Raw genomic sequence first — 26,063 nt, 5'->3', positions numbered from 1 at the left:
TCCCGGCGTGCGGGACCGTGCCCGGCTCGGATGCCGTTCGGGCCGTCCTCAAGCCGCGGTCGGGGTCTCCTCGAGAACGTCGGACAGCGCTGCCCGGAGGCCGTCGGCGCAGGCGTCCACCTCACCGTCGGTCACGGTCAGCGGCGGCGCGAGCCGGATGACGTCCGGTGCCACCGCGTTCACCAGCAGGCCCCGGTCCTGCGCCGCGCGCTGCACCCGCGCCGCGACGCCGTCACCGAGCACGACACCCAGCAGCAGACCCGCACCACGGACCTCCCGCACCAGCGGATGGACCGGCGCCCGCAGGCCCCGCCGCAACCGCTCGCCGGCACGGGTCACGGCCCCGAGGAGGCCTGCCTCCTCGATCGTGTCGAGGACCGCCAGGGCCGCCGCGCACACCACGGGGTTCCCGCTGAAGGTGGAGCCGTGCGTGCCGGGCGTCAGCAAGGCCGCGGCGGCGCCGAAGGCGAGTGTCGCGCCGATCGGCAGCCCGCCGCCCAGGCCCTTGGCCAGGGTGACGACGTCCGCCTCGACGCCCTCGGCCTCGGCCGCGAACCAGCGCCCGGTACGGCCGACGCCGGTCTGGATCTCGTCCAGTACGAGCAGGGTGCCGGTCGCCGCGGTGATCTCGCGCGCGGCCCGCAGATAACCCGGTGGCGGCACGATCACACCGGTCTCGCCCTGGACGGGCTCCAGCACCACCAGCGCGGTGTGTGGTCCGACGGCGGCGCGCAGCGCGTCGGCGTCCCCGTACGGCACGTGGGTGACGTCGCCGGGCAGGGGCCGGAACGGCCGCTGCTTGGCCTCCTGGCCGGTCAGGGCCAGCGCGCCCATCGTGCGGCCGTGGAAGCCGCCGGTGGCGGCGACCATGTGCGGGCGGCCCGTCAGCCGGCCGATCTTGAAGGCGGCCTCGGTGGCCTCGGCGCCCGAGTTGGAGAAGTACACCCGCCCTTCGCGCCCGGCGAGCCGCAGCAGGCGTTCGGCCAGGCGCACGGTCGGCTCGGCGATGAACAGGTTCGACACGTGCCCGAGTGAGGCGATCTGCTCGCCCACGGCCCGGACGACCGCGGGGTGCGCGTGGCCGAGCGCGTTGACCGCGATGCCGCCGACGAAGTCGAGGTACTCCCTGCCCTCCGCGTCCCACACCCGGGTGCCCCGGCCCCGGACCAGCGGGAGCCGGGGGGTGCCGAAGTTGTCCATGAGGGCGCCCCGCCAGCGGCGGGTCAGCGCCGCGTTGGCTCCGCCCGGAGCCGCGCCGCCGCTCATGCCGTCGCCCCCTCGGCGCCGGCGTCGTCGGGGACGACGACGGTGCCGGTGCCGCCGGTGAACAGCTCCAGGAGCAGGGCGTGTTCGACCCGGCCGTCGACGACGCGGGCGCTGCCCACCCCGTTGTTCACCGCGTGCAGGCAGCCCTCCATCTTGGGGATCATCCCGGACGCCAGCCCCGGCAGCAGCGCGGCCAGTTCACCGGCGGTCAGCCGGCCGATCACCTCGTCGCTGTGCGGCCAGTCCCGGTACAGACCCCCGACGTCGGTGAGGATCAGCAGCATCTCGGCGCCGAGGGCGGCCGCGACGGCCGCGGCGGCGGTGTCGGCGTTGACGTTGAACACCCCGCCCTCGGCGGCGTCCTTGGGGTCCTCGGGCCGGGCGATGGAGGAGATGACCGGGATGCGGCCGTGCTCGATCAGGTCCCGCACGATCCCGGCGTCCACCCGGGCGACCTCGCCCACCCGGCCGATGTCGACGGGCGTGCCGTCCTTGTCGGCATAGCGCTTGACGGCGGTCATCAGACGGGCGTCCTCACCCGTGAGGCCCACCGCGTGCGGACCGTGCACGTTGAGCAGGCCGACCAGTTCGCGCTGCACCTGCCCGGCGAGCACCATGCGCACCACGTCCATGGTCTCCTCGGTGGTGACCCGCAGCCCGTTCTCGAACCGCGACTCCAGCCCCAGGCGGCCGAGTTGCGCGCTGATCTGCGGGCCGCCGCCGTGCACCACGACCGGGCGCAGCCCCGCGTGCAGCAGGTACAGCACGTCCATGGCGAAGGCCGACTTCAGGTCGTCGTCGACCATGGCGTTGCCACCGAACTTGATGACGACCGTCTTGCCGCGATGACGCGCCATGAACGGCAGCGCCTCGACGAAGGAGGGGACCGGCTGCACGGGCGGTGAAGCGCTCATGAGGAGTACTCGCTGTTCTCGTGGACGTAGTCGGCGGTGAGGTCGTTGGTCCGGATCACGGCGCTGTGCGGACCGGCGGCGAGGTCCACGGTGATGCGGACGGTGCGGCCGCTCATGTCGACCCGTGCGCGGTCCTCGCCGACCCCGCCGTTCTTGCAGACCCACACGTCGTTGATGGCGACGCTCAGCCGATCGGGGTCGAAGGCGGCCGAGGTGGTGCCGACGGCGGACAGGACGCGGCCCCAGTTGGGGTCCTCCCCGTGCACGGCGCACTTGAGGAGGTTGTTGCGCGCCACGGAGCGGCCCGCCTCGACCGCGTCGTCCTCGCCGGCGGCACCCACGACCTCGATGTGGATCTCCTTGCTCGCGCCCTCGGCGTCGCCGACGAGCTGGGCGGCCAGATCGGCGCACACGTCGCGCAGGGCCGCCGCGAACACCTCGTACGCGGGAGTGACGGCCGAGGCGCCGGAAGCCAGCAGGAGCACGGTGTCGTTGGTGGACATGCAGCCGTCGGAGTCGACCCGGTCGAAGGTGACCCGGGTGGCCTCCCGCAGCGCCCGGTCCAGCACACCGGCCTCGACGTCGGCGTCCGTGGTGATCACGGCCAGCATGGTGGCCAGCCCCGGCGCGAGCATCCCGGCACCCTTGGCCATGCCGCCCACGGTCCAGCCGTCCCGGGTCAGGGCGGCCGTCTTGGGCACGGTGTCGGTGGTCATGACGGCCCGGGCCGCGTCCTCACCGCCGGACACCGACAACCGGAGAGCCGCCTCGTCGACGCCGGGCAACAGCCGGTCCATGGGCAGCGGCACGCCGATCAGGCCCGTGGAGCAGACCGCCACCTCGGAGGCGTCCAGGCCGAGCCGCCCGGCGGCCCGCTCGGCGGTGGCACACGTGTCCTGGAAGCCCTGTGGCCCGGTGCAGGCGTTGGCACCGCCGGAGTTGAGCACGACCGCGCGCAGCGAGCCGTCGGCGAGGACCTGCCGGGACCACCGGACCGGCGCCGCCTGCACGCGGTTGACGGTGAACACGCCCGCCGCCGCGCAACGCGGCCCGGTGCCGACGACGAGAGCCGTGTCCAGGGCTCCGTCGGGTTTGATGCCGGCGGCGACGCCCGCCGCGGTGAAACCTCGTGCTGCGGTGACGCTCACGGTGCGACTCCGATCGTGGACAGTCCCAGATGCTCGGGCAGGCCCAGGGCGATGTTCATGCTCTGCACGGCCCCGCCCGCGGTGCCCTTGGTCAGGTTGTCGAGGGCGCTGATGGCGATGATCCGGCCGAGCGCCGGGTCGAGGGTCACCTGGACCTGCGCGGTGTTCGACCCGTACACGGCCGCGGTGCTCGGCCACTGCCCCTCGGGCAGCAGCCGCACGAACGGCTCGCCGGAGAGCGACTTGTCGTACGCCGCCCGCACGTCCCGCGCGTCCACCCCGGGCCGCGCGGCGGCGGAGCAGGTGGCGAGGATGCCGCGGGACATGGGCGCCAGGGTCGGCGTGAAGGAGACGGCGACCCGGTGGCCGGCCACGGCACCGAGGTGCTGCGCCATCTCCGGTGTGTGCCGATGGCCGCCCCCCACGCCGTAGGGCCGCATGGCGCCCATGACCTCGCTGCCCATCAGAGCCGCCGTGGGTGTCCTCCCGGCACCTGACGTGCCGGACGCCGCGACGACCACCGCCTCGGGTTCGGCCAGGCCGCCCGCGAACGCGGGGAACAGCGCCAGCAGCACCGCGGTGGGGTAGCAGCCCGGCACGGCGATGCGCCGGGAGCCGGCCAGCGCCGCCCGGGCACCGGGCAGTTCGGGCAGACCGTAGGGCCAGGTGCCCGCGTGCGGGGTGCCGTAGAAGGTCTCCCAGTCGGCCGCGTCCGCCAGACGGAAGTCCGCGGCGCAGTCGATGACGAGGGTGTCGTCGCCGAGTTCGCGCGCGATCTCCGCCGACCGGCCGTGCGGCAGCGCCAGGAAGACGACGTCGTGCCCGGCGAGGGTCTCGGCGGTGGTGGGCAGCACCTCCCGCCCCGCCAGCGGGGCCAGATGCGGCTGCAGCTCACCCAGCCGCCGGCCCGCGCCGGAACGGCCGGTCAGCGCGCCGATCTCCACGCCGGGGTGGGCCAGCAGCAGGCGCAGCAGTTCGCCTCCCGCATAGCCGCCGGCTCCGGCGACGGCTGCTCGCACGGTCATGAGCCCTCCTGGGGGGCAGGCAGATCGTTCACACGTCGAGGGGGATGTGTCACGGCGTCAGCCGGACCGGGTGGCGCAGAACTCGGCGTTCAGGGTGGGCAGCAGCTGGGAGACCTCCCAGTCGCCGTTGTAGTTGAACGTCAGCTGGTGGCGGCCGTCCTCCGTGGTGGCGACGAACGTGAGGGAGCCGACCGTGCCCCCGTCGTGGTACCAGAGCGTCTCGCCGCAGCTCATCTCGAGCCGCTCGATGCCGAGCCCGTAGGAGGAGATCGGCAGATCGGGGTTGACCACGGTCGTCTTGAGCTCCGCGAGCTGGCGCGGCGGCAGCAGCCTGCCGCGCATCAGCGCCCGGAAGAAGCGGTTCAGGTCGCGGGTGCTGGAGACGATGTCGCCGTCGCCCCAGACCTGCGAGCCGTGGAACTCGGTGACGTCGTCGATCCGGTCCGGCTGCGTGTCGAAGAACAGCTTGGAGTATCCGCGTCCGCTCGGCCGGGGCAGGCCGGTGCCCGCACCGGCGTGGGAGGTCGCCTTCAGCCCCAGCGGCTCGATGATGCGACGGCGCACCTCGTTCTCGTAGGAGGTGCCGCCGGCCTTCTCGACGATCAGCGCCGCCAGCAGGTCGTTGGTGTGGGAGAAGGCGTGCCGGGCGCCGGGGGCGAACTGCGGCGGGTGGGCCAGCGCCACGTCCAGGCGCTGCCCGGCCGTCAAGGGCTCGTAGCGGTGCTTCAGGAAGCCCTCGCCCAGGACGTACTTCCGGTAGTAGGCCGGCTCGGCGAGGTAGTCGAACAGGCCGCTGGTGTGGTTGAGGAGCCGGCGCACGGTGATCGTGCGGCCGTCGTTGCCGTTGCCCGTGACCACGCCGGGCAGATGGCGCTCGACGGTGTCGTCCAGCGACAGCTTCCTCTCCGCCGCCATCTGCAGCAGGACCGTCGCCACGAAGGTGTTGGTGATGCTGCCGACGCGGAAGCGGTCCCGGGCGCCGCGGGCCTCGCCCGTGCCCAGGTCGCCGACACCCGTCGCCGTGCGCCAGACACCGTCGGCGTCCCGCGCCTCGGCGGCGACACCGGGGACCCCGGCCCGGACGGCCGCCTCCAGGGCCTGCCGGGTCTCCTCGTGGCCGGCGGCCGTGACGCTCGTGTCCCGGGCCGCGCGGGCGGTGCCCGTCAGGGCCGTGGCCGTGATCAGCATGGCCGCCAGAGCGGCCAGGCCGGCTCTCGGCCTCGTCCGTATCGTCATGTTCCCCACTCCCCGTTGTGTGCGTGGTGCGTCGTCGACCGAGGCCGTACGTGGCTCGGGTGCATGTCGGGCCGGTGGCTCGCCCTGCGCCGCGGGCCCGCACCCACCCGGGCGGCTCCGCTGTCGTGACGGCCCGGGTGGGCGCGGCAGGGCTGTGCGGTGGACGGCTCCGTTCCTGTGGAAGCCGACCGGCGCGGCGGCGCAGGCGGGCGGGCCGGTCGTGCCGGGGCGGAGGCACGGCCACGGCCGTGCCGTGCGCCGCAGCTGAGCGCTCGCGTCCGCACCTCGGGAAAGGCGGGGCCGCGTGCGGCTGCTCGAACCCGAGGGGACCGCGCGCACGGGACCGGCCCGCAGCCGTGCGGTCGCGCATCGGAGCGCCCCGGCAGCCGTTTCCTCCGGCCGCCGGCCCCGGCCGCCGTGCGGGCGACAGGGCGGAATGCTGGCACACGGGCCGGGGTGAAGTACAGGCGATCGAGCGGCTGTCGAGCCGGTCGTGGCAGCCGTTCGCGGAAGGTCCTGTCCACCCTTGAAGCGCCGACGGCCGAGTCCCTACGGTGACGTGGCAACGCCGAGGCCGCCCCCGACGCCCGGTGTCCCGTCGACCGGACAGGCAGTGTCCCGTCGACCGGACAGACCGGCCGGGCGGCCCCACCCGGTGCCGTCCCGCACCGGCCCGGCGACACCCCGACTTCAGTCACCCCATGACGACCAAGGACGGTGCCCAGGTGAGCACGAACCCCTTCGACGACGACAACGGCCGCTTCTACGTCGTGGTCAACGACGAGGAGCAGCACTCGCTGTGGCCGGCGTTCGCCGACGTGCCCGCCGGCTGGCGGGTGGTCTTCGGCGAGGCCGCCAGGCCCGAGTGCCTGGAGTACGTCGAGCAGAACTGGACCGATCTGCGCCCCCGGAGCCTGCGGGAGGCCATGGCGGCCGACTGAGCGCCGCGCCGTCGGCCCCGCACGTTCCAGGCAAGCACTCTGAGTAAGGAGAACAAGGTGGTGAGGAGCGCTGTGAAACCCGCGAGCGCGAGACCTGCGACGGGCCGAGGTGAGCCCGCGCAGCGCGATGTGGTGCTGCCCTTCGTGGGGTCCCAGGCCACGGTGCGCACGACAGGGATGATCTTCCCGGAGAACCTGCCGGAGCGGTCCTGGGAGCGGATCGGCAGCAATCTGCGCGAGCTGGTGAACTCCAGCGCGTGGTGGCTCGCCGACTGGCTGATCTACGGGGAGACCACCTACGGCTGGCGGCGGTACAAGGAGGCCATCGAGCGGACCGGGCTGGACTACCAGACCCTGCGCAACTACGCCTGGGTGGCCCGGCGCTTCGAGCACCACCGCAGGCGCGACGGCCTCAGCTTCGCCCACCACGCCGAGGTGACCCGCCTGTCGCCCCCGGAGCAGGACTACTGGCTGCGCAAGGCCGAACAGCAGAAGTGGTCGCGCAACGAACTGCGCCGGGCGGTCCGCGCCGGCCTGGCCGTGCAGAACGGCACCGCCGAGGCGTCCGAGGGCGGCGCCGACGAGCAGCGGGAGGTGCCGCGGCTGGCCGGGGCGGCGGCCGACAAGCGGCGGCAGAAGGTCACCACCCTCACCATCGAGCTGTCCGCGGCCCAGCTCGATCACTACTCCAAGGCGGCTGCCGCGCACGGCCTGCCCGTCGCCCAGTGGGTGGCCCGGATGCTCGAGGGCGCCGACCTCCCCACCGCCGAACGGCGCACCGCCTAGCGGCACCACCGTCCGGGCCCCCGCGCCCGGCGTCGCGTCCGACCGGACACCCCTCACAACGGAGCCAGTTGATGATCCTTCAGGGAAAGCGGGTCGCCCTGCCCTCCGCTCCCGTCGTCCACCGGCGGTTCGAGGCGCACGCGACCGCCACCCCCGACGCCCTCGCCGTCGTCCACGCCGGCCGCCAGCTGACGTACGCGCAGCTGGACGCGGAGGCGAACCGCTTCGCACACTTCCTCGCCGCCCGCGGACACGGCCGCGGCGCCAAGGTCGGCGTCTGCCTCGACTACTCGCCCGAAATGCTGGTCGCCATCCTCGGCACGCTGAAGGCTGGCGCCGCCTACGTGCCGTTCGACCCGGCCTATCCGGCGGCGCGCCTGCACCTGCTGCTGGGGCAGGTCCCCGGCCTCGCCCTGATCGTCACCTCCCCGGCGACCGCGGCGATGGTCCGGTCCGCGGACGTGGACAGCGTCGACCTCGAACAGCTCGCCGGCCGCCTGGCGGACCTGCCGGCCACCGCGCCCGCCACCGACGTCACCGGCGACGACGTGTGCTACGCCGTCTTCACCTCCGGCTCCACCGGGACGCCGAAGCTGACGGCGGTGCGGCACGAGGGCTGGTTCAACCTCATGAACTGGCTGCAGCTGGAGTACGGCCTGCACAGCGGATCGCACCACCTGGTGGTCAGCGCCTTCGGCTTCGACCTGTCCCAACGCGCCCTGATGACCCCGCTGTTCTGCGGTGCCACCCAGTACCTGCCGGCCAGCCGCAACTTCGACGCCATGATGGCCTACCGTCTGCTGAGCGAGCACGACATCCGTGTGGTGCACTGCGCCTCCAGCACCCTGTACGTGCTGGTGGACTGGGAGAAGGCCCGCGGCGGCCACGCCCTGGCCGGGCTGGACCACGTCCTGTTCGGCGGCGAGGCACTCAAGGCCGAACGGCTCGCCGACTGGGCACGGCGCGAGGGCAACACCTGCACGCTGCTGCACCAGTACGGCGTCGCCGAGTGCACCGACGTGGCGACCTCCTACGACCTGGCCGCCCACCGCCCCGGCGAGCAGGACGTCCCACCGGTCGGCCGGCCCGCCTACAACACCGACATCCACCTCCTGGACGAGGATCTCCGCCACGTCGCGCCGGGGGAGCAGGGCGAGATCTGCATCGCCGGCGCCGGCGTCGGCGCGGGCTACCTCAATGCCGGTCCCGAGAACGGGAAGTTCACCACCGTCGAGGCCGGCGGGGAGCAGGTCGCGATCTACCGCACCGGCGACCGCGGCTATGTGACCGAGGCGGGCGACCTCGTCGTCCTGGGCCGCATCGACGCCCAGGTCAAGGTGCGCGGCATGCGCATCGACCCCACCGACGTCGAACGCGCCCTCGCCCGGCTGGACGGCGTGCGCGAGGCCGCCGTGGCGGTCACCCGCGACAGCGCCGGCGACGCCGAGCTGACCGCGTTCCTCGTCCCCGCCGGCGACGGCCTCGACGCCGACGACGTGCGCGCCCGACTGCTGCGCACCCTGCCGCGGAACATGGTCCCCGCCCGGTTCCTGACCATCGCGCGGCTCCCGCTCAGCCCGCACGGGAAGGTCGACCGCGCCGCCCTGGCCGACCTCTGCCGCGCGCCCCGCGCCGAAAGCGGCACGGCGGCCCGGGCCTAGCCGGCGGCCGCGACCGACAACCGAGAGGACAGCGATGACTGCCGACCGCGTGGGTGCCATCTGGCGCCGAGAGTTCCAGCGCGACGACATCCGGGCCGACGACGACTTCTTCGCCCTCGGCGGCGACTCCCTGGTCATGGTGCGGATCCAGGGCGCCTACATCGAGGAACTGGGTGTGGAGGTGCCGATGGACCAGATGTTCCTCCATCCGACGGTGGCGTCCATCTCCGCCTACATCGAATCCCAGGCCGCGGCCACCGCGCCGTAGCCGTTCCGTGCCGGACACACCACCGGCAAGAGAGGCGCGCCATGTACGACGTCATTGTCATCGGTGCCCGTTGTGCGGGATCGCCGACCGCCATGCTGTTCGCGCGGCAGGGCTACCGCGTCCTGCTGCTGGAGAAAGCGCGCTTCCCGCAGGACACGCTCTCCTCCCACTACCTGCACATGCAGGGCGTGGCACTGCTCGACCGGTGGGGGCTGCTCGACCGCGTGCGCGCCTCGGGCGCCCAGCCGATCACCCACCAGATCTACCAGGGTCCCGACGTGCGCATCGAGGGCTTCTCCCTGCCGATCGACGGCCTGAGGACCACGTACGCGCCGCGGCGCTACGTCCTGGACCCGATCCTCGCCGAGGGCGCCGTCGCCTCCGGCGTCGACTTCCGCCAGGGCTGCGCGGTCAAGGACCTGGTGTGGGAGGGCGACCGGGTCGTCGGGGTGCGCTGCACCACGCCCGGCGGAACCGAGACCACCGAGCGCGCGCGCCTGGTCGTCGGCGCGGACGGCATGCGCTCGCTGGTGGCCCGCAAGGCCGGCGCCGAGAACGTCGTCGAGCACCCGCGCATGACCACCACCTACTACAGCTACTGGTCGGGCGTCCCGGCCGACTTCGAGCTGTACGAGCGGCCGGGCCGCTGGATCGGCGTGCTGCCCACCAACGACGACCTCACCCTGCTCATGGCGTACTTCCCGCAGGCCGACTACCACCAGATCCGCAAGAACGCCGAACCCGCCTACCTCGACGCCTTCCGCACCACCGCCCCCGAGCTGTACGAGCGGATGCGGTCGGGCAGGCGGGAGGAACAGCTGTACGGCACCGGTCACCAGGAGAACTACTTCCGCAAGGCCTACGGACCGGGCTGGGTGCTGGTCGGTGACGCGGTGAACCACAAGGACTCCATCACCGCCCGCGGAATCACCGAGGCCTTCGTGCAGGCGCAGTCCCTCACCACTCTGGTCGGCGACCGGCTGCACGAGGACGCCGCGCTCGCCACGGCGCTCAGGCGCTACGAGAACGAGCTGGGCAACGAGGCCCTCAACCACTACCAGGGCGCCCTGAACGTCGCCGAGCTCAAGCCCGAGGGCCGTACCGAGATGCTCCGCAAGCTGGTCGGACACCAGGACCACATCGACCGGTACTTCTCCACGCTGTCCGGGGCCATCTCCATCGACGACTTCTACAACGACGAACTCCTGACCCTCCTCGACAGCTGAGCGACGACCCCGCTTACTGGTTCGCCGATTTTGGAGACACAATGATCCCGTTGTCGTTCGCGCAGCGCCGGCTGTGGTTCGTGGACCGGTTCGAAGGCCCCTCGCCCACCTACAACGGCGCGTTCGCCCTGCGGCTGACCGGTGAGCTGGACGTGGACGCCCTCACCGCGGCGCTCGACGACGTCGTCGAGCGACACGAGGTCCTGCGCACCGTGATCGTCGAGGGCGACGACGGCGTGCCCCACCAGCGGGTGCTGCCCCCCGGGGAGCGGCCGTCCGTCCTGCCCGTCCGCCACGTCACCGGTGACGAGCGGGCGGCGGCCGTGGCGCAGGCGGCCACCGAGACCTTCGACCTGGCCGCCGACGTGCCGCTGCGCGCCCGCCTGCTGCGCAGCGCACCGCACGATCACACCCTCGTCGTCGTCGCGCACCACATCGCCGTGGACGGCGAGTCCTTCGGGCCACTGTTCAGCGACCTCACCACCGCCTACGCGGCCCGCAGGCAGGGCCGGGCCCCGGCCTGGGAACCGCTGCCGGTGCAGTACGCCGACTACACGCTGTGGCAACTCGACCTGCTGGGCGAGGAGTCCGACCCCGAGAGCCTCGCGGCGCGTCAACTGCAGTACTGGCGTGAGGCGCTGGCCGACCTGCCGCAGCCGCTTCCCCTGCCCACCGACCGCCCCCGCCCGCGGGTGATGAGCCCCGACGGCGACCGGATCCCCTTCCGTCTCGATCCCGGCCTGCTGGAGAGCGTGGAGAAGCTGGCCGCGGAGCTGGACACCACGGTGTCGATGGTCATGCACGCGGCCCTCGCGGTGCTCCTGCAGCACCTGGGCTGCGGCGACGACGTGTCCATCGGCGCGCCGATCACCGACCGCACCGACGAGGACCTGCGCGACCTGGTCGGGTTCTTCGTCAACACCTGGGTGCTGCGCGTCGACCTGTCCGGCGAGCCCACCTTCCGCGACCTGCTGCGCCGGGTGCGCGAACGGTCCCTGGCCGCCTACGACAACCAGGACATGCCCTTCGAGCGGCTGGTGGAGCTGCTCAACCCCCACCGCTCCACCGCCTACAACCCGTTCTTCCAGGTCATGCTCTCCTGGCAGCCGCCCGTGCCGCCGCTGCACCTGCCCGGCCTGGCCGTGCACGTCGAGCGGCTGGAGACCGGCACCGCCAAGTTCGACCTCTTCTTCGACCTGCTGCCCGACGGCGCGGGCGGCGCGAACTGCCGGCTGGAGTACGCCACCGGCCTGTTCGACCGGGACACCGCCCACGGCATCGCCGAGCGGTTCGTCCGCGTCCTGGACCGGCTCGTGGCCGGCCCCGACCGCGCCGTCGCCACCGTCGATGTCCTGGACACCGCCGAACGCGACCAGTGGCTCGCCCGGGCCGCCGGCCCCACCACCCGCCTGCCCGAGGCGACGATCCCCGAGTTGTTCGAGCAGCAGGCCGCCGCCACCCCCCAGGCCCCGGCACTGGTGTGCGACGGCCGGACCCTGACCTACCGGGAACTGGACCAGCGGGCCGACGCCGTCGCCTGGGAGCTGATCCGGCGCGGAGCCGGCCCCGAGGACCTGGTGCTCCTGGCCCTGCCGCGCACCGAGGACCTCGTCGCCGGACTGCTCGGCATCCTCAAGTCCGGTGCCGGATACGTGCCGATGGACCCGCAGTACCTCGGCGGACGGGCGCGTACCGTGCTCTCCCAGGCCCGTCCCCGCTTCGCGGTCACCGACACCGCCACCTGGCGCGAACTGCCGCAGGCCGGCCTCACGCCCGTCGACATCGACGACCGTGCCGCCTGGCCGACACCCCCCGGGGCGCCGCGCGACACCGACCGCGCCGCGCCGCTGGCCCCGGACAACCTGGCGTACGTGATGTACACCTCCGGCTCCACCGGCACCCCCAAGGGCGCGGCGATCACCCACCGCAACGTCGTCAACGGCCTGCGGGAACTGGTGCGCGTCCTGGACACCCCACCCGGCTGGCGGATGCCGGCCGGCACCTCGGTCAACTTCGACGTGTCGGTGTTCGAGCTGCTGACCACCCTCACCACCGGCGGCACGGCCGAGATCCTGCCCAGCGCCCTCGCGCTCGGCGAACGCGACGGCATCGACGGCCACATCCTCAGCGGCGTGCCCTCGGTGCTCGGCGAACTGGCCGGCCACCTCGACAAGGCGCCCGACGTGCGCACCGTCGTCCTCGCCGGCGACGTGCTGCCCGCCCGGCTGGTGAAACAGCTCCGCGACGCCCTGCCCGGGGCGCGGATCGTCAACTCCTACGGGCAGAGCGAGACGTTCTACGCCACCACCTGCTCCCTGCCTGCCGGTGCGGAGTGGACGGACGCCGACGTCGCCCCCATCGGCACCCCGCTGGGCAACATGCGCGCCTACGTCCTCGGCCCGGGTCTGGCCCCCGTGCCGCAGGGCGTGGTGGGCGAGTTGTACGTGGCCGGGGCCTGCGTGGGCCGCGGCTACCACGGCCGGCCTGGCCTGACCGCCGAACGCTACGTGCCCAGTCCCTTCGGCCCGGCCGGCGAGCGCATGTACCGCACCGGCGACCTGGCCCGCTGGAGCGCCCAGGGCCGGCTGGAGTGCGTCGGGCGCGGCGACGGCCAGGTGAAGGTGCGCGGCTTCCGCATCGAGACGGCCGAGGTCGAGGCGGTCATCACCGCGCATCCCGGCATCAGCGAGGCCGTGGTGATCGGCCGTGAACTGCCCGCGGGCGGCAAGCAGCTCGTGGCGTACGTGGTGCACACGGGCGAGGGAGCCGTCGGCGACGACGGCTCCGGCGGCATCGGCGACGTCGACGTGCAGGCCGGGGCCTCCGCCGCCGAACTGCGCAAGTTCACCGCCGCCCGGCTGCCCGACTACATGGTGCCCTCGGCGTTCGTCGCCCTGGGCGCCCTGCCGCTGGGGCCGACCGGCAAACTCGACCGCTCGGCGCTGCCCGAACCGGAGTTCCTCGGTGATACCTACCGCGAGCCCCGCACCGAGGCCGAGAAGATCATCACCGCCGCCTACGCGGACGTCCTCGGCGTGGACCGGGTCGGCGCCGACGACGACTTCTTCGCCGTCGGCGGGGACAGCCTGCGCTCCCTCCAGGTGGTGGCCCGCGCCCGCGCCAAGGGCCTGGAGCTGACCACCCGGGAGATCTTCGAGTGCCGGACCGCGGCCCGGCTGGCCGAAGTGGCCGCCGGCCGCCGCGACCGGGCGCCCGTGCTCGCCGAACTCGACGGCGGCGCCGTCGGCCCGATGCCGCTCCCGCCGGTGGCCCGGGAGGTGTTCCGGCACGGCGGCGGCTCCGACCGCTTCGGCATGTCGATGGTGCTGGACCTGCCCGACGGCATCGACGCCGACGGCCTCGCCGCGACCCTCGACGTCGTACTCGACCGGCACGACCTGCTGCGGGCCCGGCTGGTGCCCGGCGACGAGCCCCACCTGGAGGTGCGGGAGCCCGGCACCGTCCGCGCCGCGGACCTGCTCCGCCGGGTCGACTGCGACGGACGCTGGCAGGAGCCGGCCGCGCTGGAGACGGCCCGGGCGGAACTGGACGACGCCGTCGGGCGGCTGGCACCCGAGGCCGGCGCCATGGCGGACTTCGTCTGGTTCGCCCCCGGAACCGGCCGGGGCCGGCTCCTGGTGGTGCTGCACCACCTGGTCGTGGACGGCGTCTCCTGGCGCATCCTCATGTCGGACCTCGCCGAGGCGTGGCAGCAGGTCCGCTCCGGCAGGGCGCCCGAGCTGCCGGAGGCCGGCACCTCGGCCCGGCGCTGGGCGTCGGCGCTGGAGGACGAGGCGTACTCCCCGCAGCGCGAGGCCGAACTGACCCACTGGCAGGACGTGCTGGAGGAGTCCGACCCTGCGCTGGGCACCCGGCCCTTCGACCCGGCGGCGGACGTGTGGTCCACGGTCGACACCGTCCGGGTGGAACTGCCGGCCGACCTCACCGAGGCCGTGCTGAGCACCCTGCCCACGGCGTTCCGCGGCACCGGCACCGACGTGCTGCTCGCCGCCCTCGCCCTGGCGGTGCACCGCTGGCGCGGCGCGGACACCTCGACCCTGGTCCGCCTGGAGGGCCACGGCCGGGAGGAGGACGCCGTTCCCGGCGCCGACCTCTCCCGCACCGTCGGCTGGTTCACCAGCATGTACCCCGCCCGCGTCGACGTGCGCGGGGTGGACCTCGACGAGGTGCTGGCGGGCGGCGCCGCCGCCGGTCAGGCCGTCAAGCTGGTCAAGGAGCAACTGCGCGCGGTCCCCGGCAAGGGCCTCGGCTACGGGCTGCTGCGCTGGCTGAACCAGGAGACCGGCGAGCAGCTCGCCGACCTGCCGGCCCCGCAGATCGGGTTCAACTACCTCGGCCGCATCTCCGACTCGGACGTGCCCGAGCACCTGCGCGCCGAGGGATGGGGACCGGCGTCCTGGTCGGCCGAACTGATCGCCCTGCCCGACCCCGACCTGCCCGCGCTGTCCACGCTGGAGGTCAACTCGGTCGCCACCGACACCCCCGACGGCCCCCGGCTCCAGACGGCCTTCATGTTCCCCACAGGCCTTCTGTCCCGCGAGCGCACCACCCGGCTGGCCGAGCTGTGGACCGACGTGCTGCGGGGCATGGCCGCCCACGCCGCACGCCCCGGCATCGGCGGGCTCACCCCCGCCGACGCGCCGCTGGTCCCGGTACGGCAGCACGAGATCGAGGCATGGGAGGAGCGCTACGGCCCGCTGACCGACATCTGGCCGCAGGCACCCGGGCAGTCCGGCATCCAGTTCCAGGCCGCCCTCGCCGAGGGGTCCTTCGACGTCTACCACATGCAGTTCGCACTGCACCTGTCCGGGCACGTCGACCCCGAACGCATGCGGGCCGCCGGGCAGGCGCTGCTGCGGCGGCACCCCAACCTGCGCGCCGCGTTCCTCACCACCGACGAGGGCGAGCCGGTGCAGGTCGTGCCGGACCACGTCGACCTGCCCTGGCGGCACCTGGACCTGACCGGGGCGAGCGAGGCCGAGCAGGAGGAGGCACTCGACCGGACCCTGGCCGAGGACCGCGCCGACCAGCTCGACCCGGCCCGTCCGCCGCTGATCCGCCTGGCGCTGCTGACCTGCGGGCCGCAACGGGCCAAGCTCGTCGTCACCGCACACCACACCCTGTTCGACGGCTGGTCCTCGCCCATGGTGATCACCGACCTGATCCGCCTGTACTCCGGCAGCCGGGACCTGGCACCGGTCCGCGACTACGGCGACTACCTCGCCTGGCTCGCCTCCCAGGACCAGGCCGTCTCCCGGGCACGGTGGCAGGCCGAACTGGACGGCTTCGACCAGCCCACCCTCGTCGCCCCCGACGCGGCCCTGAAGGGCACGGCGTCCGCCCTGGGCCGGGTCGAGGTGCCGCTGTCCATCGACAAGGGACGCGACCTCGCCCGCCGCGCCGCCGGCCTGGGCGTCACCCTGAACACCCTGCTGCAGGGCGCGTGGGCGATCCTGCTGGCGCAGCTCACCGGCCGGGACGACGTGGTCTTCGGCGCCGCCGTCAACGGCCGCCCCGCCGACCTGGCCGGCTCCGACGAGATGGTGGGCCTGTTCATCAACACCCTGCCGACCCGCGTGGTCTGCGGCCCGGGCCGGACCATGGGCGAGGTCATCACCGACCTGCAGGACCGCCAGACCGCCCTGCTCGACCACCACCACTACGGGCTGGCCGACATCCAGCGCAGCGTGGGACTGCCCGCCCTGTTCGACACGCTGATCGTCTTCGAGAACTACCCGATCGACCGCGAGGGCATGGTCGAGGCCAACACCTCGGCGGGCTTCACCATCGACGGCATCCGCCCCTTCGCCGGCTCCCACTACCCGCTCACACTCAACTCCTCCGACCCCTACCTGCGGCTGTCCCTGGACTACCAGAACAACCTCTACGACCGTGCGGCCGCCGAGGAGATCGCCGCCCGGCTCGTACGGGTCCTCGACCGCCTCCTGGCCGACCCGGCCACCCGCCTGGGGGACCTCGACGTCCTGGGCGAGGCGGAACGGCACTGGCTGCTGCACCGGGTGAACGACACCGCAGAGCCGGACCTGGAGGAGGGCGGGCTGGTCCAGGCCGTGCACCGGCAGGCCGAGGCCGCCCCGCAGGCCCTCGCCGTCGCCGCCGAGGACACCAGCCTCACCTACGCCGAACTCCAGGAGCGCGCCAACCGGCTGGCGCACTGGCTGATCGACCGCGGCGTCGGGCCCGAGTCGCTGGTGGCCGTGCGGCTGCCCCGCTCGGCACAGCTCGTCGTGGCGCTGCTGGCGGTCCTCAAGGCCGGCGCCACCTACGTCCCGATCGACCCCGGCCACCCGCGCTCACGGATCGAGCACATCCTGCAGGACGCCCGCCCCGCGCTCGTCCTGGACGCCGACACCCTCGCCGGCGCCGACTGCTCGGACCACCCGGCCACCGCTCCGGCGGTGACCGTCCACCCGGACGCGGCGGCCTACGTCATCTACACCTCGGGCTCGACGGGCAGACCCAAGGGCGTGTCCGTCACCCACCGGGGGCTGGCCAACTTCCTGGCCACCATGCGCCGGCGCATCCCGCTGACCGCTTCCGACCGGCTGCTCGCGGTGACGACCGTCTCCTTCGACATCGCCGGACTGGAGCTGTACCTGCCCCTGATCTCCGGGGCGGCGGTGGTCCTCGCCGGCAAGGACACCGTGTCCCACCCCACGGCCGTACGGGAGCTGATGCGCCGTCACCGGGTCACCGTCGTCCAGGCGACCCCGGCGTTCTGGCAGATCCTGCTGCTGGAGGAACCCGACGGCGCCACCGGCCTGCGCGTCCTCGTAGGAGGGGAGGCACTGCCACCGCGGCTCGCCCGGACCCTGGCCGCCCAGGCCGAGGAGGTGACCAACGTCTACGGCCCGACCGAGACGACGATCTGGTCCACGGCCGCGCCCGTCGAGGCGGACGACGCAGCCCCCTCCATCGGCACCCCCCTCGGCAACACCCGGTTGTACGTGCTCGACGCCCACCTGCGGCTCGCGCCGCGCGGGGTGCAGGGGGAGCTGTACATCGCCGGCGACGGCCTGGCCCGCGGCTACCAGGGCCGCCCCGACCTCACCGCGGGACGGTTCGTGGCCTGCCCCTTCGGTGAACCGGGCGCACGGATGTACCGCACCGGCGACCTGGTGCGCTGGCGCGAGGACGGCCGGCTGGAGTACGTGGGGCGCACCGACTTCCAGGTCAAGATCCGCGGCTTCCGCATCGAACTGGGCGAGATCGAGCACGTCCTGGCCGACCACCCCGCCGTGGCCCAGGCGGTCGCCCTGGTCCGCGAGGACCGCCCCGGCGACCAGCGGCTGGTCGCCTACGTGGTGCCGGCCGGCAAGGCCGACCCGGCCGGGTTCGACCTCGCGCCCCTGGCCGAACTGCTGCGCCGGCGCCTGCCGGACTACATGGTGCCGTCGGCGATCGTGCCGCTCGCGGCCTTCCCGTCCAACCCGAGCGGAAAACTCGACCGCACCGCGCTGCCCGCCCCCGACCAGGGCCGGGCCGAACCCGGCCGCGGCCCGCGCAACGCCACCGAGGAAGCCCTGTGCGCCCTGTTCGCCGACCTGCTCGGCAAGGAGGACGTCGGCATCGACGACGACTTCTTCGGCCACGGCGGCCACTCCCTGCTGGCCACCCGGCTCAGCGGGCGCATCCGCAACCGGTTCGGCGTCGACTCCAAGGTCACGATGGTCTTCCGCAACCCGACGGTCGCCCAACTGGCCGAACGCATCGAGGAACTGACCGCGGACGACTCCCGGCCGCGCAAGAAGAACCGCCCCCAGCTGCGCCAGATGACCGTGCAGGAGAGTGCGCACCGATGATTCCGCTGTCGTTCGCCCAACGCCGGCTGTGGTTCCTCCACCGTCTGCAAGGCCCCTCCGCGACGTACAACATCCCCTTCGTGCTGCGCCTGGAAGGGCCGCTGGACACGGCGGCCCTGGCCGCCGCCGTCACCGATGTCGTGACCCGGCACGAGACGCTGCGCACCCTCGTCGCGGAGAACGCCGACGGCACGCCCGAGCAGCGGATCCTGCCCCCGCAGGAGGCCACCGCCGCCTTCCGGGTGGCCGACGTCACCGCCCCCGCGCTGGACGCCGCCCTGAGCGAGGCGCTGGGGGAGGGGTTCGACCTGGAGAGGGAGCTGCCGCTGCGCACCACCGTCCTGCGGCTGTCCCCGCACGAGCACGTCGTCGCGTTCGTGTTCCACCACATCGCCGTCGACGGCGCGTCCATGGCGCCGTTCCTGCAAGGGCTGGTGTCGGCCTACGCCGCACGCCGGGCCGGCAGCGCCCCGCAGTGGGAGCCGCTGCCGGTGCAGTACAAGGACTACACGCTGTGGCAGCGCGAGGTGCTGGGCGACGAAGCCGACCCGGAGTCGGTCGCCGCGACGCAGATCGACTACTGGCGCCGCGCACTCGAAGGAGTGCCGCAACCGGTCCAGCTGCCCCTGGACCGGCCACGCCCGACCCTGTCCGACCACCGCGGCGGGCACGTCTCCTTCCAACTGGAACCCGAGCTGCTCAACGGGCTGGGCCGCCTCGCCGCCGAGCGCGGCGCCACGCCGCCCATGGCCGCCCAGGCCGCTCTGGCCGTGCTGCTGCACAAGCTGGGCGGCGGCACGGACCTCACGATCGGCAGCCCCATCGAAGGACGCGCCGACGAACAACTCGACGACCTGATCGGGTTCTTCGTCAACACCTGGGTGCTGCGCGCCGACCTGTCGGGCAACCCCTCCTTCGGCGACCTGCTCGAACAGGTGCGGGACAAGGCCCTGGCCGCCTACGACCACCAGGACGTCCCCTTCGAGCGCCTGGTGGAGCTGCTGGGTCCCGAACGCGCCACCTCCTACCAGCCGCTGTTCCAGGTGATGCTGGCCTGGCAGTTCGTGTGGCCGCCCATCGAGATGCCCGGGCTGCGGGTCACGCCCGTCGCCGCGGACACCGCCACCGCCAAGTTCGACCTGTTCGTCAACGTCGTCCCGCAGGCGGACGGCGGCGCGTACGGGCGGCTGGAGTACGCGGCCGAACTGTTCGACCACGGCACGGCCGAGGCGATCGTGGACCGTTTCGTGCGCCTGCTGCGGCAGGTCGTCGCCGACCCCGCCGCCCCACTGGCCGCCGTGGACGTGCGCACCGGTGAGGAACGCGCACTGCTGGCCCGGGTCAACGACACGGCGGCCCCCCTGCCCCCCGGGACGGTGGTGGAGCTGGTGGCCGCTCAGGCCGCCCGTACGCCCGACGCGACCGCGGTGGTGTGCGGTGACACGTCGCTGACCTACCGCGCACTGCACCGGCGTGCGGACCGGCTCGCCGCGGTGCTGCGCGAGCACGGTGTCGGGCGAGGCGTTCTGGTCGCCGTGGCACTGCCGCGCTGCGCCGACCTGGTGGTCGCGATGCTGGCCGTGCTCCGGGCCGGTGGCGCCCACCTGCCGGTCGACCCCGCCCACCCGTCCGCACGGACCGGCCTGCTCCTGGACGCCGCCCGTCCGGCGCTGGTGCTCACCGGCGGGGAGGCGGCGGCCACCGTGGCCGGCTGCGCGGCACCGGTGCTCCGCCTGGAGGACGTGGACCTCGACACCCCCGGCCCGGGTGCGCCCCACGTGCCGCTCTCGGCCGACGACCTGGCCTACGTGATGTTCACCTCCGGCTCGACCGGCACCCCCAAGGGCGTCGCCGTGCCGCACGGCGCCGTCGTCAACGGTGTGCGCGACCTGCGCCGCACCGTCGGCGTGGAGGCGGGCTCGCGGATGCTCGCCGCGACATCGGTCACCTTCGACGTGTCCGTCTTCGAGATCTTCACAGCGCTCACCACCGGCGCCACCGTCGAGGTCGTCCGCGACGTCCTCGAACTCGCCGAACGCGGCTCCTGGTCGGGCACCACCGTCAGCGCCGTGCCCACCGTGTTCGCCGCCCTGCTCGACCAGCTCTCCGCCGGCCCCGGCCTCGACGTACGGACCGTCGTCCTGGCCGGCGAGGCCCTCACCGCCGACCTCGTGCGCGGCGTGCGCGACGCCCTGCCCGGCGTGCGCATCGTCAACGCCTACGGCCAGACCGAGAGCTTCTACGCCACCACCCACACCCTGCCCGAGCAGCCGGACGCGTCCGGCCCCGTCCCCGTCGGACGGCCCCTGGCCAACATGCGCGCCCACGTCCTCGGACCGGACCTCGCCCCGGTGCCGCCCGGTGTGACCGGTGAGCTGTACGTCGCCGGCCGGCTCGCCTGCGGCTACCACCGCGACCAGCGCGCCACCGCCGAGCGGTTCGTGCCCTGCCCGTTCGGCGAGCCCGGCGCACGCATGTACCGCACCGGCGACCTCGCACGGTGGGACGGCGAGGGGCGGCTCGTCTACGCCGGCCGCGCCGACGCCCAGACGAAGGTCAACGGCATCCGGATCGAGCCGAGCGAGATCGAGACCGTCCTGACCCGGCACCCGGCGGTCGGCCACGCCGCGATCACCGTGCGCCGCGACCCCGCCGGCACCGCCCGGCTCGTCGGCTACGTCGCCCCCGCCGGTACCGGACCGGACGACGCGGGGCCCGCCGCCCTGCCGGCCGTGGCCGAGCTGCGGCGGTTCGCCGCCGCGCGGCTGCCCGACTACATGGTGCCCGCCCTGCTCGTCGTGCTGGACCGGCTGCCGCTGACCCCCGGCGGCAAGGTGGACCGGGCCGCTCTGCCCGAGCCGCAGTTCACCGGCGGCGAGTACCGCGAACCACGCACTCCGACCGAGCGGATCCTGGCCGAGGTGTACGCCGACGTGCTCGGCACCGAACGCGTCGGCGTCGACGACGACTTCTTCACCAGCGGTGGCGACAGCATCCGCTCCATCCAGGTCGTCGCACGGGCCAAGACCCGCGGCGTCGTGGTCAGCACGCGGGAGATCTTCGAACACCGCACGGTCGTCCGCCTCGCGGAACTCGTCGAAGGCCGCCGGCAGGACGAACCGGTGCGCCTGGCCGAGCTGCCCGGCGGCGGCACCGGCCGCTGCCCACTGCCGCCGACCGCGGCGCACGTCCTCGAACTGGGCGGCGGCATGGGCCGGTTCTGCATGTCGGCGCTCCTCACCCTGCCCGAGGGCATCGACCGCGCCGGGCTGACCGCCACCCTCCAGGCCGTGCTGGACCGCCACGACGTCCTCCGGTCCCGCCTGGAGCGCACCGGGCCGGGCCTGCACATGTCCCCGCCCGGCAGCGTCGACGCCGGATCACTGCTGCGCGAGGTTCCCCACGAGGGCGCCGACCTGCAGGCCGAACTGGACGCGGCGGCCGGCCGGCTGGACCCCGACGCGGGTGTCATGGCGCAGTTCGTGCGGTTCACCTCCGCCACCGAAGCGGACCGGCTGATGATCGTGCTGCACCACCTCGTCGTCGACGGGGTGTCGTGGCGGATCCTGCTGCCGGATCTGGTGTCCGCCTGGCAGCGCGTGCGTGACGGCCTGCCCGCGCGGGAGGCCGGACCGGGCACGTCACTGCGCCGCTGGGCGCACGCGCTGGCCGACGAGGCGGCCAGCCCCGCACGGGAGGCCGAACTGCCCCTGTGGCAGGGCATCCTGAGCGAGGAGGAAGCGCCGCTCGGCGCACGCGCGCTCGACCCCGTCCGCGACGTCGCCGCCACCGTCGACACCGTCCGCGTCCACATCCCCGCGGACGTCACCCGCACGCTGCTCGACACGGTGCCCGCGCTCTTCCGCGGCGGCGCCGACGACGGCCTGCTGGCCGCCCTGGCGCTGGCCCTGGTGCGCTGGCGCCGCACGCGCGGAGTGCCCGGCTCCACCGCGCTGGTCCGGCTGGAGGGACACGGCCGGGAGGAGCAGCTGGTACCCGGCGCCGACCTGTCGGGCACGGTCGGCTGGTTCACCGCCATGTACCCGGTCCGCCTGGACCTGTCCGGCATCGACGTGGCCGACGCCTTCGCCGGCGGGCCCGCGGCCGGGCGGGCCGTCAAGGCCGTCAAGGAGCAGCTGCGCGCGATACCCGGCAACGGCCTCGGCTACGGCCTGCTGCGCCATCTCAACCCCGCCACCGCCGCCGCCCTCGGCGGCATGCGCCCGCCCCAGATCGGATTCAACTACCTCGGCCGGTCCTCTGCCGCGGACATCCCCGAGCACCTGCGCGGCCTGGGCTGGACTCCCGACACCACCCACCGGGACCTGATCGCGAAACCGGACCCGGACATGCCGGTGCTGTCGGCGCTGGAGATCAACGCGGTCGCCACCGCCGGCCCCGCGGGCGACGAACTGAGCGCCTGGTTCGGCTTCCCGGCCGGTGTGCTCTCCCGCGAGGAGGTCACCGAACTGGCCGGACACTGGGTCGAGGCCCTCGCCGCCCTCGCCCGGCACGCCGGGACCCCAGGCGCCGGCGGGCTGACCCCGAGCGACGCGCCCCTGACCGAGGTGAGCCAGGAGGAGATCGACACCTGGGAGGCCCGCTTCGGCACGCTGAGCCAGGTGTGGCCGGTGACCCCGGCCCAGTCCGGGATGCTGTTCCACACCCTGCTCGCCGGACCGTCGTCGTTCGACGCCTATCACATGCAGATGGTCTTCCACCTGGGCGGCGCCGTCGACGCCGAGCGGATGCGCCGCGCCGGGCAGGCGCTGCTCGACCGGCACGCCAACCTGCGCGCCGCCTACGTCGACAAGGCCGACGGCGACGTGGTGCAGGTGATCCCGCGGGAGGTGACCCTGCCCTGGCGGCACCTCGACCTGACCTCCGCCGGACAGAGCACCCCCGGCGAGGCGTTCGAACGGTTCCTCGCCGACGACCGGGCCGCCCGCTTCGACCGGGACACCCCGCCGCTGTTCCGCCTGTCCCTCGCCGTCCTCGGCCCGGACCGCAGCGAACTGGTGATGACCGCCCACCACGTGCTGTTCGACGGCTGGTCCACGCCCCTGCTGATGCGGGACCTGCTGCTGCTCTACGCCCACGACGGCGACCGGGGCGCCCTGCCGGCCGCGCGCGGCTACGGCGACTTCCTGACCTGGCGCGCACGCCAGGACCACCAGGAGTCGGCCCGGGCCTGGGCGGCCGAGCTGGAGGGCCTCGACGAGCCCACCCTGCTCTTTCCCGGCGCCCGGGACGAGCGCGGCGGCGGACTCGGCCGCGTCGAGCTCGCGTTGCCGCCGGAGCTGGCCCACGGCATCGGCCGCAGCGCCGCGAGGCTGGGCGTCACCGTCAACACCCTGATCCAGGGCGCCTGGGCGCTGCTGCTGGGCCGGCTCACCGGCCGCCAGGACGTGGTGTTCGGCGCGACGGTGTCCGGACGCCCGCCCGCGGTGACGGACGTGGAGTCGATGGTCGGGCTGTTCATCAACACCCTGCCGGTCCGGGTCCGCCACGCCCCCGGCGACACCCTCGCCGGCATCCTCACCCGGCTCCAGGACCACCAGGCGGCCCTGCTGGAACACCACCACCACGGCCTCACCGAGATCCAGCAGGCGACCGGCCTGCAGTCGCTGTTCGACACGCTGGTCGTCTTCGAGTCCTACCCGGTCGACCAGGAGGGCCTCGGCGCCGCGCTCGACGCCACCGCCGGGATCACCCTCACCGGCATGAGCGCCGACACCGGCACCAACTACCCGCTGACCCTCATGGCACTGGTCGAGCCACACCTGCAGCTGTCCCTCCAGTACGCCGAAGGCGTCCTCGACCGCGCGACGGCGCAGACCTTCGCCGCACGCCTGGTCCGGGTCCTGGAGCAGCTCACCACCACCCCCGGTCTGCGCGCCGCCGAGCTGGAGATCCTGGACACCGCCGAACGCCACCGGTTGCTGACCACGTTCAACGACACCGCCGCCGCCACCCCCGACACCACCGTCGACGCACTGGTGCGGGCGCAGGCCGAACGCACCCCCGACGAGGCCGCCGTGGCCGCCGACGGCGTGACCCTCACCTACCGCGAGCTCGACCGGCGCGCAGGCCGCCTGGCGGCGGAACTCGTCCGCCGGGGCGTGGGCCCGGAGTCCCTGGTGGCCGTCGCCCTGCCCCGGTCGGCGGACCTGGTGGTCGCCCTGCTCGCCGTGCTGAAGGCCGGTGGCGCCTATCTGCCGGCCGACCCCCGCTACCCCGGCGGGCGCCTGCGGGACATCCTCGGCCAGGCACGGCCCCACCTGGTCCTGACCGACACCCCGACGGCCGCGACCCTGCCGCGGCACCACGCCCCCGACCTGCTCCTGGACGCTCTCGACCTCACCCAGGGTCCCACCGGGCCCCTGCCGCGGGTCCACGCGCAGCAGCTGGCGTACGTGATGTACACGTCCGGCTCCACCGGCACGCCCAAGGGCGTGGCCATCACCCACGCCAACGTGGTCAACGGCGTGCTGCGCCTCGCCTCCCGCGTGGGACTCCGACCGGCCAAGCGGATGCTGGCCGGCGCCTCCGTCAACTTCGACGTCTCCGCGTTCGAGATCTTCACCACGCTCGCCACCGGCGGCGTCGTCGAACTGGTCCGCGACGTCCTGGCACTGGGGGAGCGCGAGGGCTGGAACGGCGCCGTCGTCTCCACCGTGCCTTCCGCCTTCGCCGAACTCGTCGACCGGATCGCGGACCGCACCCGCGTGGAGACGCTCGTCTTCGCCGGCGAGGCCCTGCCCCTCGCGCTCGTCGAGCAGGTGCGCGCGGCCTTCCCCGGGGTGCGCGTGGTCAACGCCTACGGGCAGAGCGAGTCGTTCTACGCCACCACCTGCACCCTCACCACCGGCACCGGCACCGGCACCGGCATTGGCACCGGCAACGCCCCGGTGGGCACGCCGCTGGGCAACATGCGCGCCTACGTCCTCGGGCCGCACCTCGGCCCGCTGCCGCAGGGCACCGTCGGCGAGTTGTACGTCGGCGGCAGCGTGGGCCGCGGCTACCACGACCGCGCCGCCCCGACCGCCGAACGCTTCGTCGCCGACCCCTACGGCCCGCCCGGATCGCGCATGTACCGCACCGGCGACCTGGCCCGGTGGAACGCCGACGGTCTGCTGGAGTACGCGGGCCGCGCCGACACCCAGGTCAAGATCCGCGGCTTCCGGGTCGAACCCGGTGAGGTCGAGGCGGCCTTCACCGCACTCCCCGACGTCGCCCGGGCCGCAGTCGTCGCCCGGGACGCCGGCTCAGGCAAGCGGCTCGTCGCCTACGTCGTCCCCTCGGGACGGGACACGACGGCACAGCGGCTGCGCGAAGCCGTCGCCGAGCGGCTGCCGGACTTCATGGTGCCCTCCGCGCTGGTCCTGCTCGACCGGCTGCCGCAGATGCCGAACGGCAAGCTGGACCGCTCCGCGCTGCCCGAACCGGAGTTCTCCTCCGCCCCCTACCGCGAGCCCCGCACCCCGCGCGAGAAGGCCCTGGCCGAGCTGTTCGCCGAGGTGCTCGAGGTGGCACGGGTCGGCCTGGACGACGGCTTCTTCGCGCTCGGCGGGCACTCGCTGCTCGCCACCCGCCTGATCAGCCGGGTCCGTGCGGAGCTGGGCATCGAGATACCCATCCGCCAGGTCTTCGACCAGCCGACGGTCGCCGCTCTCGCCGCGTGGTCGGAGGAATCGGCCGCTCCCCGTCGCCCCAGTATGCGCCAGATGTTCACCAAGGAGTGAAGC

At 73.8% G+C, this 26,063-nt stretch carries 12 protein-coding genes; 7 read left to right on the top strand and 5 right to left on the bottom strand.

Features of this window, described 5'->3' with window-relative positions:
* Positions 1 to 48: 48 nt before the first annotated feature.
* From ACZ4M5_RS16840 to ACZ4M5_RS16820, 5 genes are read right to left on the bottom strand one after another with little or no spacing between them, the layout of a single operon-like run.
* A complete protein-coding gene (locus tag ACZ4M5_RS16840; protein WP_467737432.1) occupies positions 49 to 1,266 on the bottom strand; it encodes an acetylornithine transaminase in 1,218 nt (405 codons plus the stop codon).
* Positions 1,263 to 2,180, bottom strand: coding sequence for an acetylglutamate kinase (gene argB, locus ACZ4M5_RS16835; protein WP_467737430.1), 918 nt, complete (start codon positions 2,178 to 2,180; stop codon positions 1,263 to 1,265). The genes ACZ4M5_RS16840 and argB overlap by 4 nt, the downstream gene beginning before the upstream one ends.
* Positions 2,177 to 3,328, bottom strand: coding sequence for a bifunctional glutamate N-acetyltransferase/amino-acid acetyltransferase ArgJ (gene argJ / locus ACZ4M5_RS16830; protein ID WP_467737428.1), 1,152 nt, complete (start codon positions 3,326 to 3,328; stop codon positions 2,177 to 2,179). Before argJ ends, argB begins: the two co-directional genes overlap by 4 nt.
* Complete coding sequence (gene argC / locus ACZ4M5_RS16825) at positions 3,325 to 4,353, bottom strand: N-acetyl-gamma-glutamyl-phosphate reductase (RefSeq protein WP_467737426.1); 1,029 nt, start codon at positions 4,351 to 4,353, stop codon at positions 3,325 to 3,327. The genes argJ and argC overlap by 4 nt, the downstream gene beginning before the upstream one ends.
* A 57-nt stretch (positions 4,354 to 4,410) precedes the next feature.
* A complete protein-coding gene (locus ACZ4M5_RS16820) occupies positions 4,411 to 5,589 on the bottom strand; it encodes a serine hydrolase domain-containing protein (RefSeq protein WP_467737424.1) in 1,179 nt (392 codons plus the stop codon).
* A gap of 701 nt (positions 5,590 to 6,290) precedes the next feature.
* Between ACZ4M5_RS16820 and ACZ4M5_RS16815 the strand changes: the two genes are divergently transcribed.
* The 7 genes from ACZ4M5_RS16815 (at position 6,291) to ACZ4M5_RS16785 (ending at position 26,060) form a co-directional block, all read left to right on the top strand.
* Positions 6,291 to 6,530 (top strand): MbtH family protein, encoded by a 240-nt coding sequence (locus ACZ4M5_RS16815; RefSeq protein ID WP_467737422.1) that lies wholly within the window; start codon positions 6,291 to 6,293, stop codon positions 6,528 to 6,530.
* A 72-nt stretch (positions 6,531 to 6,602) separates the two neighbouring features.
* Positions 6,603 to 7,316 carry an LmbU family transcriptional regulator gene (locus tag ACZ4M5_RS16810; RefSeq protein WP_467737420.1) on the top strand — a complete coding sequence of 238 codons (714 nt, stop codon included), beginning with the start codon at positions 6,603 to 6,605 and terminating at the stop codon, positions 7,314 to 7,316.
* 71 nt (positions 7,317 to 7,387) lie between these two features.
* Positions 7,388 to 8,977 carry an amino acid adenylation domain-containing protein gene (locus tag ACZ4M5_RS16805; protein WP_467737418.1) on the top strand — a complete coding sequence of 530 codons (1,590 nt, stop codon included), beginning with the start codon at positions 7,388 to 7,390 and terminating at the stop codon, positions 8,975 to 8,977.
* A 34-nt stretch (positions 8,978 to 9,011) separates the two neighbouring features.
* Positions 9,012 to 9,245, top strand: a complete 234-nt coding sequence (locus tag ACZ4M5_RS16800; RefSeq protein WP_467737416.1) for an acyl carrier protein — start codon at positions 9,012 to 9,014, stop codon at positions 9,243 to 9,245.
* A gap of 41 nt (positions 9,246 to 9,286) precedes the next feature.
* Entirely contained in the window at positions 9,287 to 10,471 is a 1,185-nt protein-coding gene (locus ACZ4M5_RS16795; RefSeq protein ID WP_467737414.1) for an NAD(P)/FAD-dependent oxidoreductase, read from the top strand.
* A gap of 41 nt (positions 10,472 to 10,512) precedes the next feature.
* On the top strand, positions 10,513 to 18,315 hold the full coding sequence (locus tag ACZ4M5_RS16790) for an amino acid adenylation domain-containing protein (RefSeq protein WP_467737412.1): 7,803 nt from the start codon (positions 10,513 to 10,515) through the stop codon (positions 18,313 to 18,315).
* The gene (locus ACZ4M5_RS16785) at positions 18,312 to 26,060 is read left to right on the top strand and encodes an amino acid adenylation domain-containing protein (protein WP_467737410.1); all 7,749 of its coding nucleotides are present in this window, start codon (positions 18,312 to 18,314) and stop codon (positions 26,058 to 26,060) included. Before ACZ4M5_RS16790 ends, ACZ4M5_RS16785 begins: the two co-directional genes overlap by 4 nt.
* Positions 26,061 to 26,063 lie beyond the last annotated feature (3 nt).

The sequence above is a fragment of the Streptomyces sp. NPDC026246 genome, assembly GCF_055567995.1.
This window is presented reverse-complemented; position numbering and strand designations above follow the sequence as displayed.

Bases quoted from the DNA above. Each gene is read 5' to 3' on its own strand.
- ACZ4M5_RS16840 (WP_467737432.1), bottom strand. From the start codon at position 1,266: ATGAGCGGCGGCGCGGCTCCGGGCGGAGCCAACGCGGCGCTGACCCGC.
- argB (WP_467737430.1), bottom strand. From the start codon at position 2,180: ATGAGCGCTTCACCGCCCGTGCAGCCGGTCCCCTCCTTCGTCGAGGCG.
- argC (WP_467737426.1), bottom strand. From the start codon at position 4,353: ATGACCGTGCGAGCAGCCGTCGCCGGAGCCGGCGGCTATGCGGGAGGC.
- ACZ4M5_RS16820 (WP_467737424.1), bottom strand. From the start codon at position 5,589: ATGACGATACGGACGAGGCCGAGAGCCGGCCTGGCCGCTCTGGCGGCC.
- ACZ4M5_RS16815 (WP_467737422.1), top strand. From the start codon at position 6,291: ATGACGACCAAGGACGGTGCCCAGGTGAGCACGAACCCCTTCGACGAC.
- ACZ4M5_RS16805 (WP_467737418.1), top strand. From the start codon at position 7,388: ATGATCCTTCAGGGAAAGCGGGTCGCCCTGCCCTCCGCTCCCGTCGTC.
- ACZ4M5_RS16800 (WP_467737416.1), top strand. From the start codon at position 9,012: ATGACTGCCGACCGCGTGGGTGCCATCTGGCGCCGAGAGTTCCAGCGC.
- ACZ4M5_RS16795 (WP_467737414.1), top strand. From the start codon at position 9,287: ATGTACGACGTCATTGTCATCGGTGCCCGTTGTGCGGGATCGCCGACC.
- ACZ4M5_RS16790 (WP_467737412.1), top strand. From the start codon at position 10,513: ATGATCCCGTTGTCGTTCGCGCAGCGCCGGCTGTGGTTCGTGGACCGG.
- ACZ4M5_RS16785 (WP_467737410.1), top strand. From the start codon at position 18,312: ATGATTCCGCTGTCGTTCGCCCAACGCCGGCTGTGGTTCCTCCACCGT.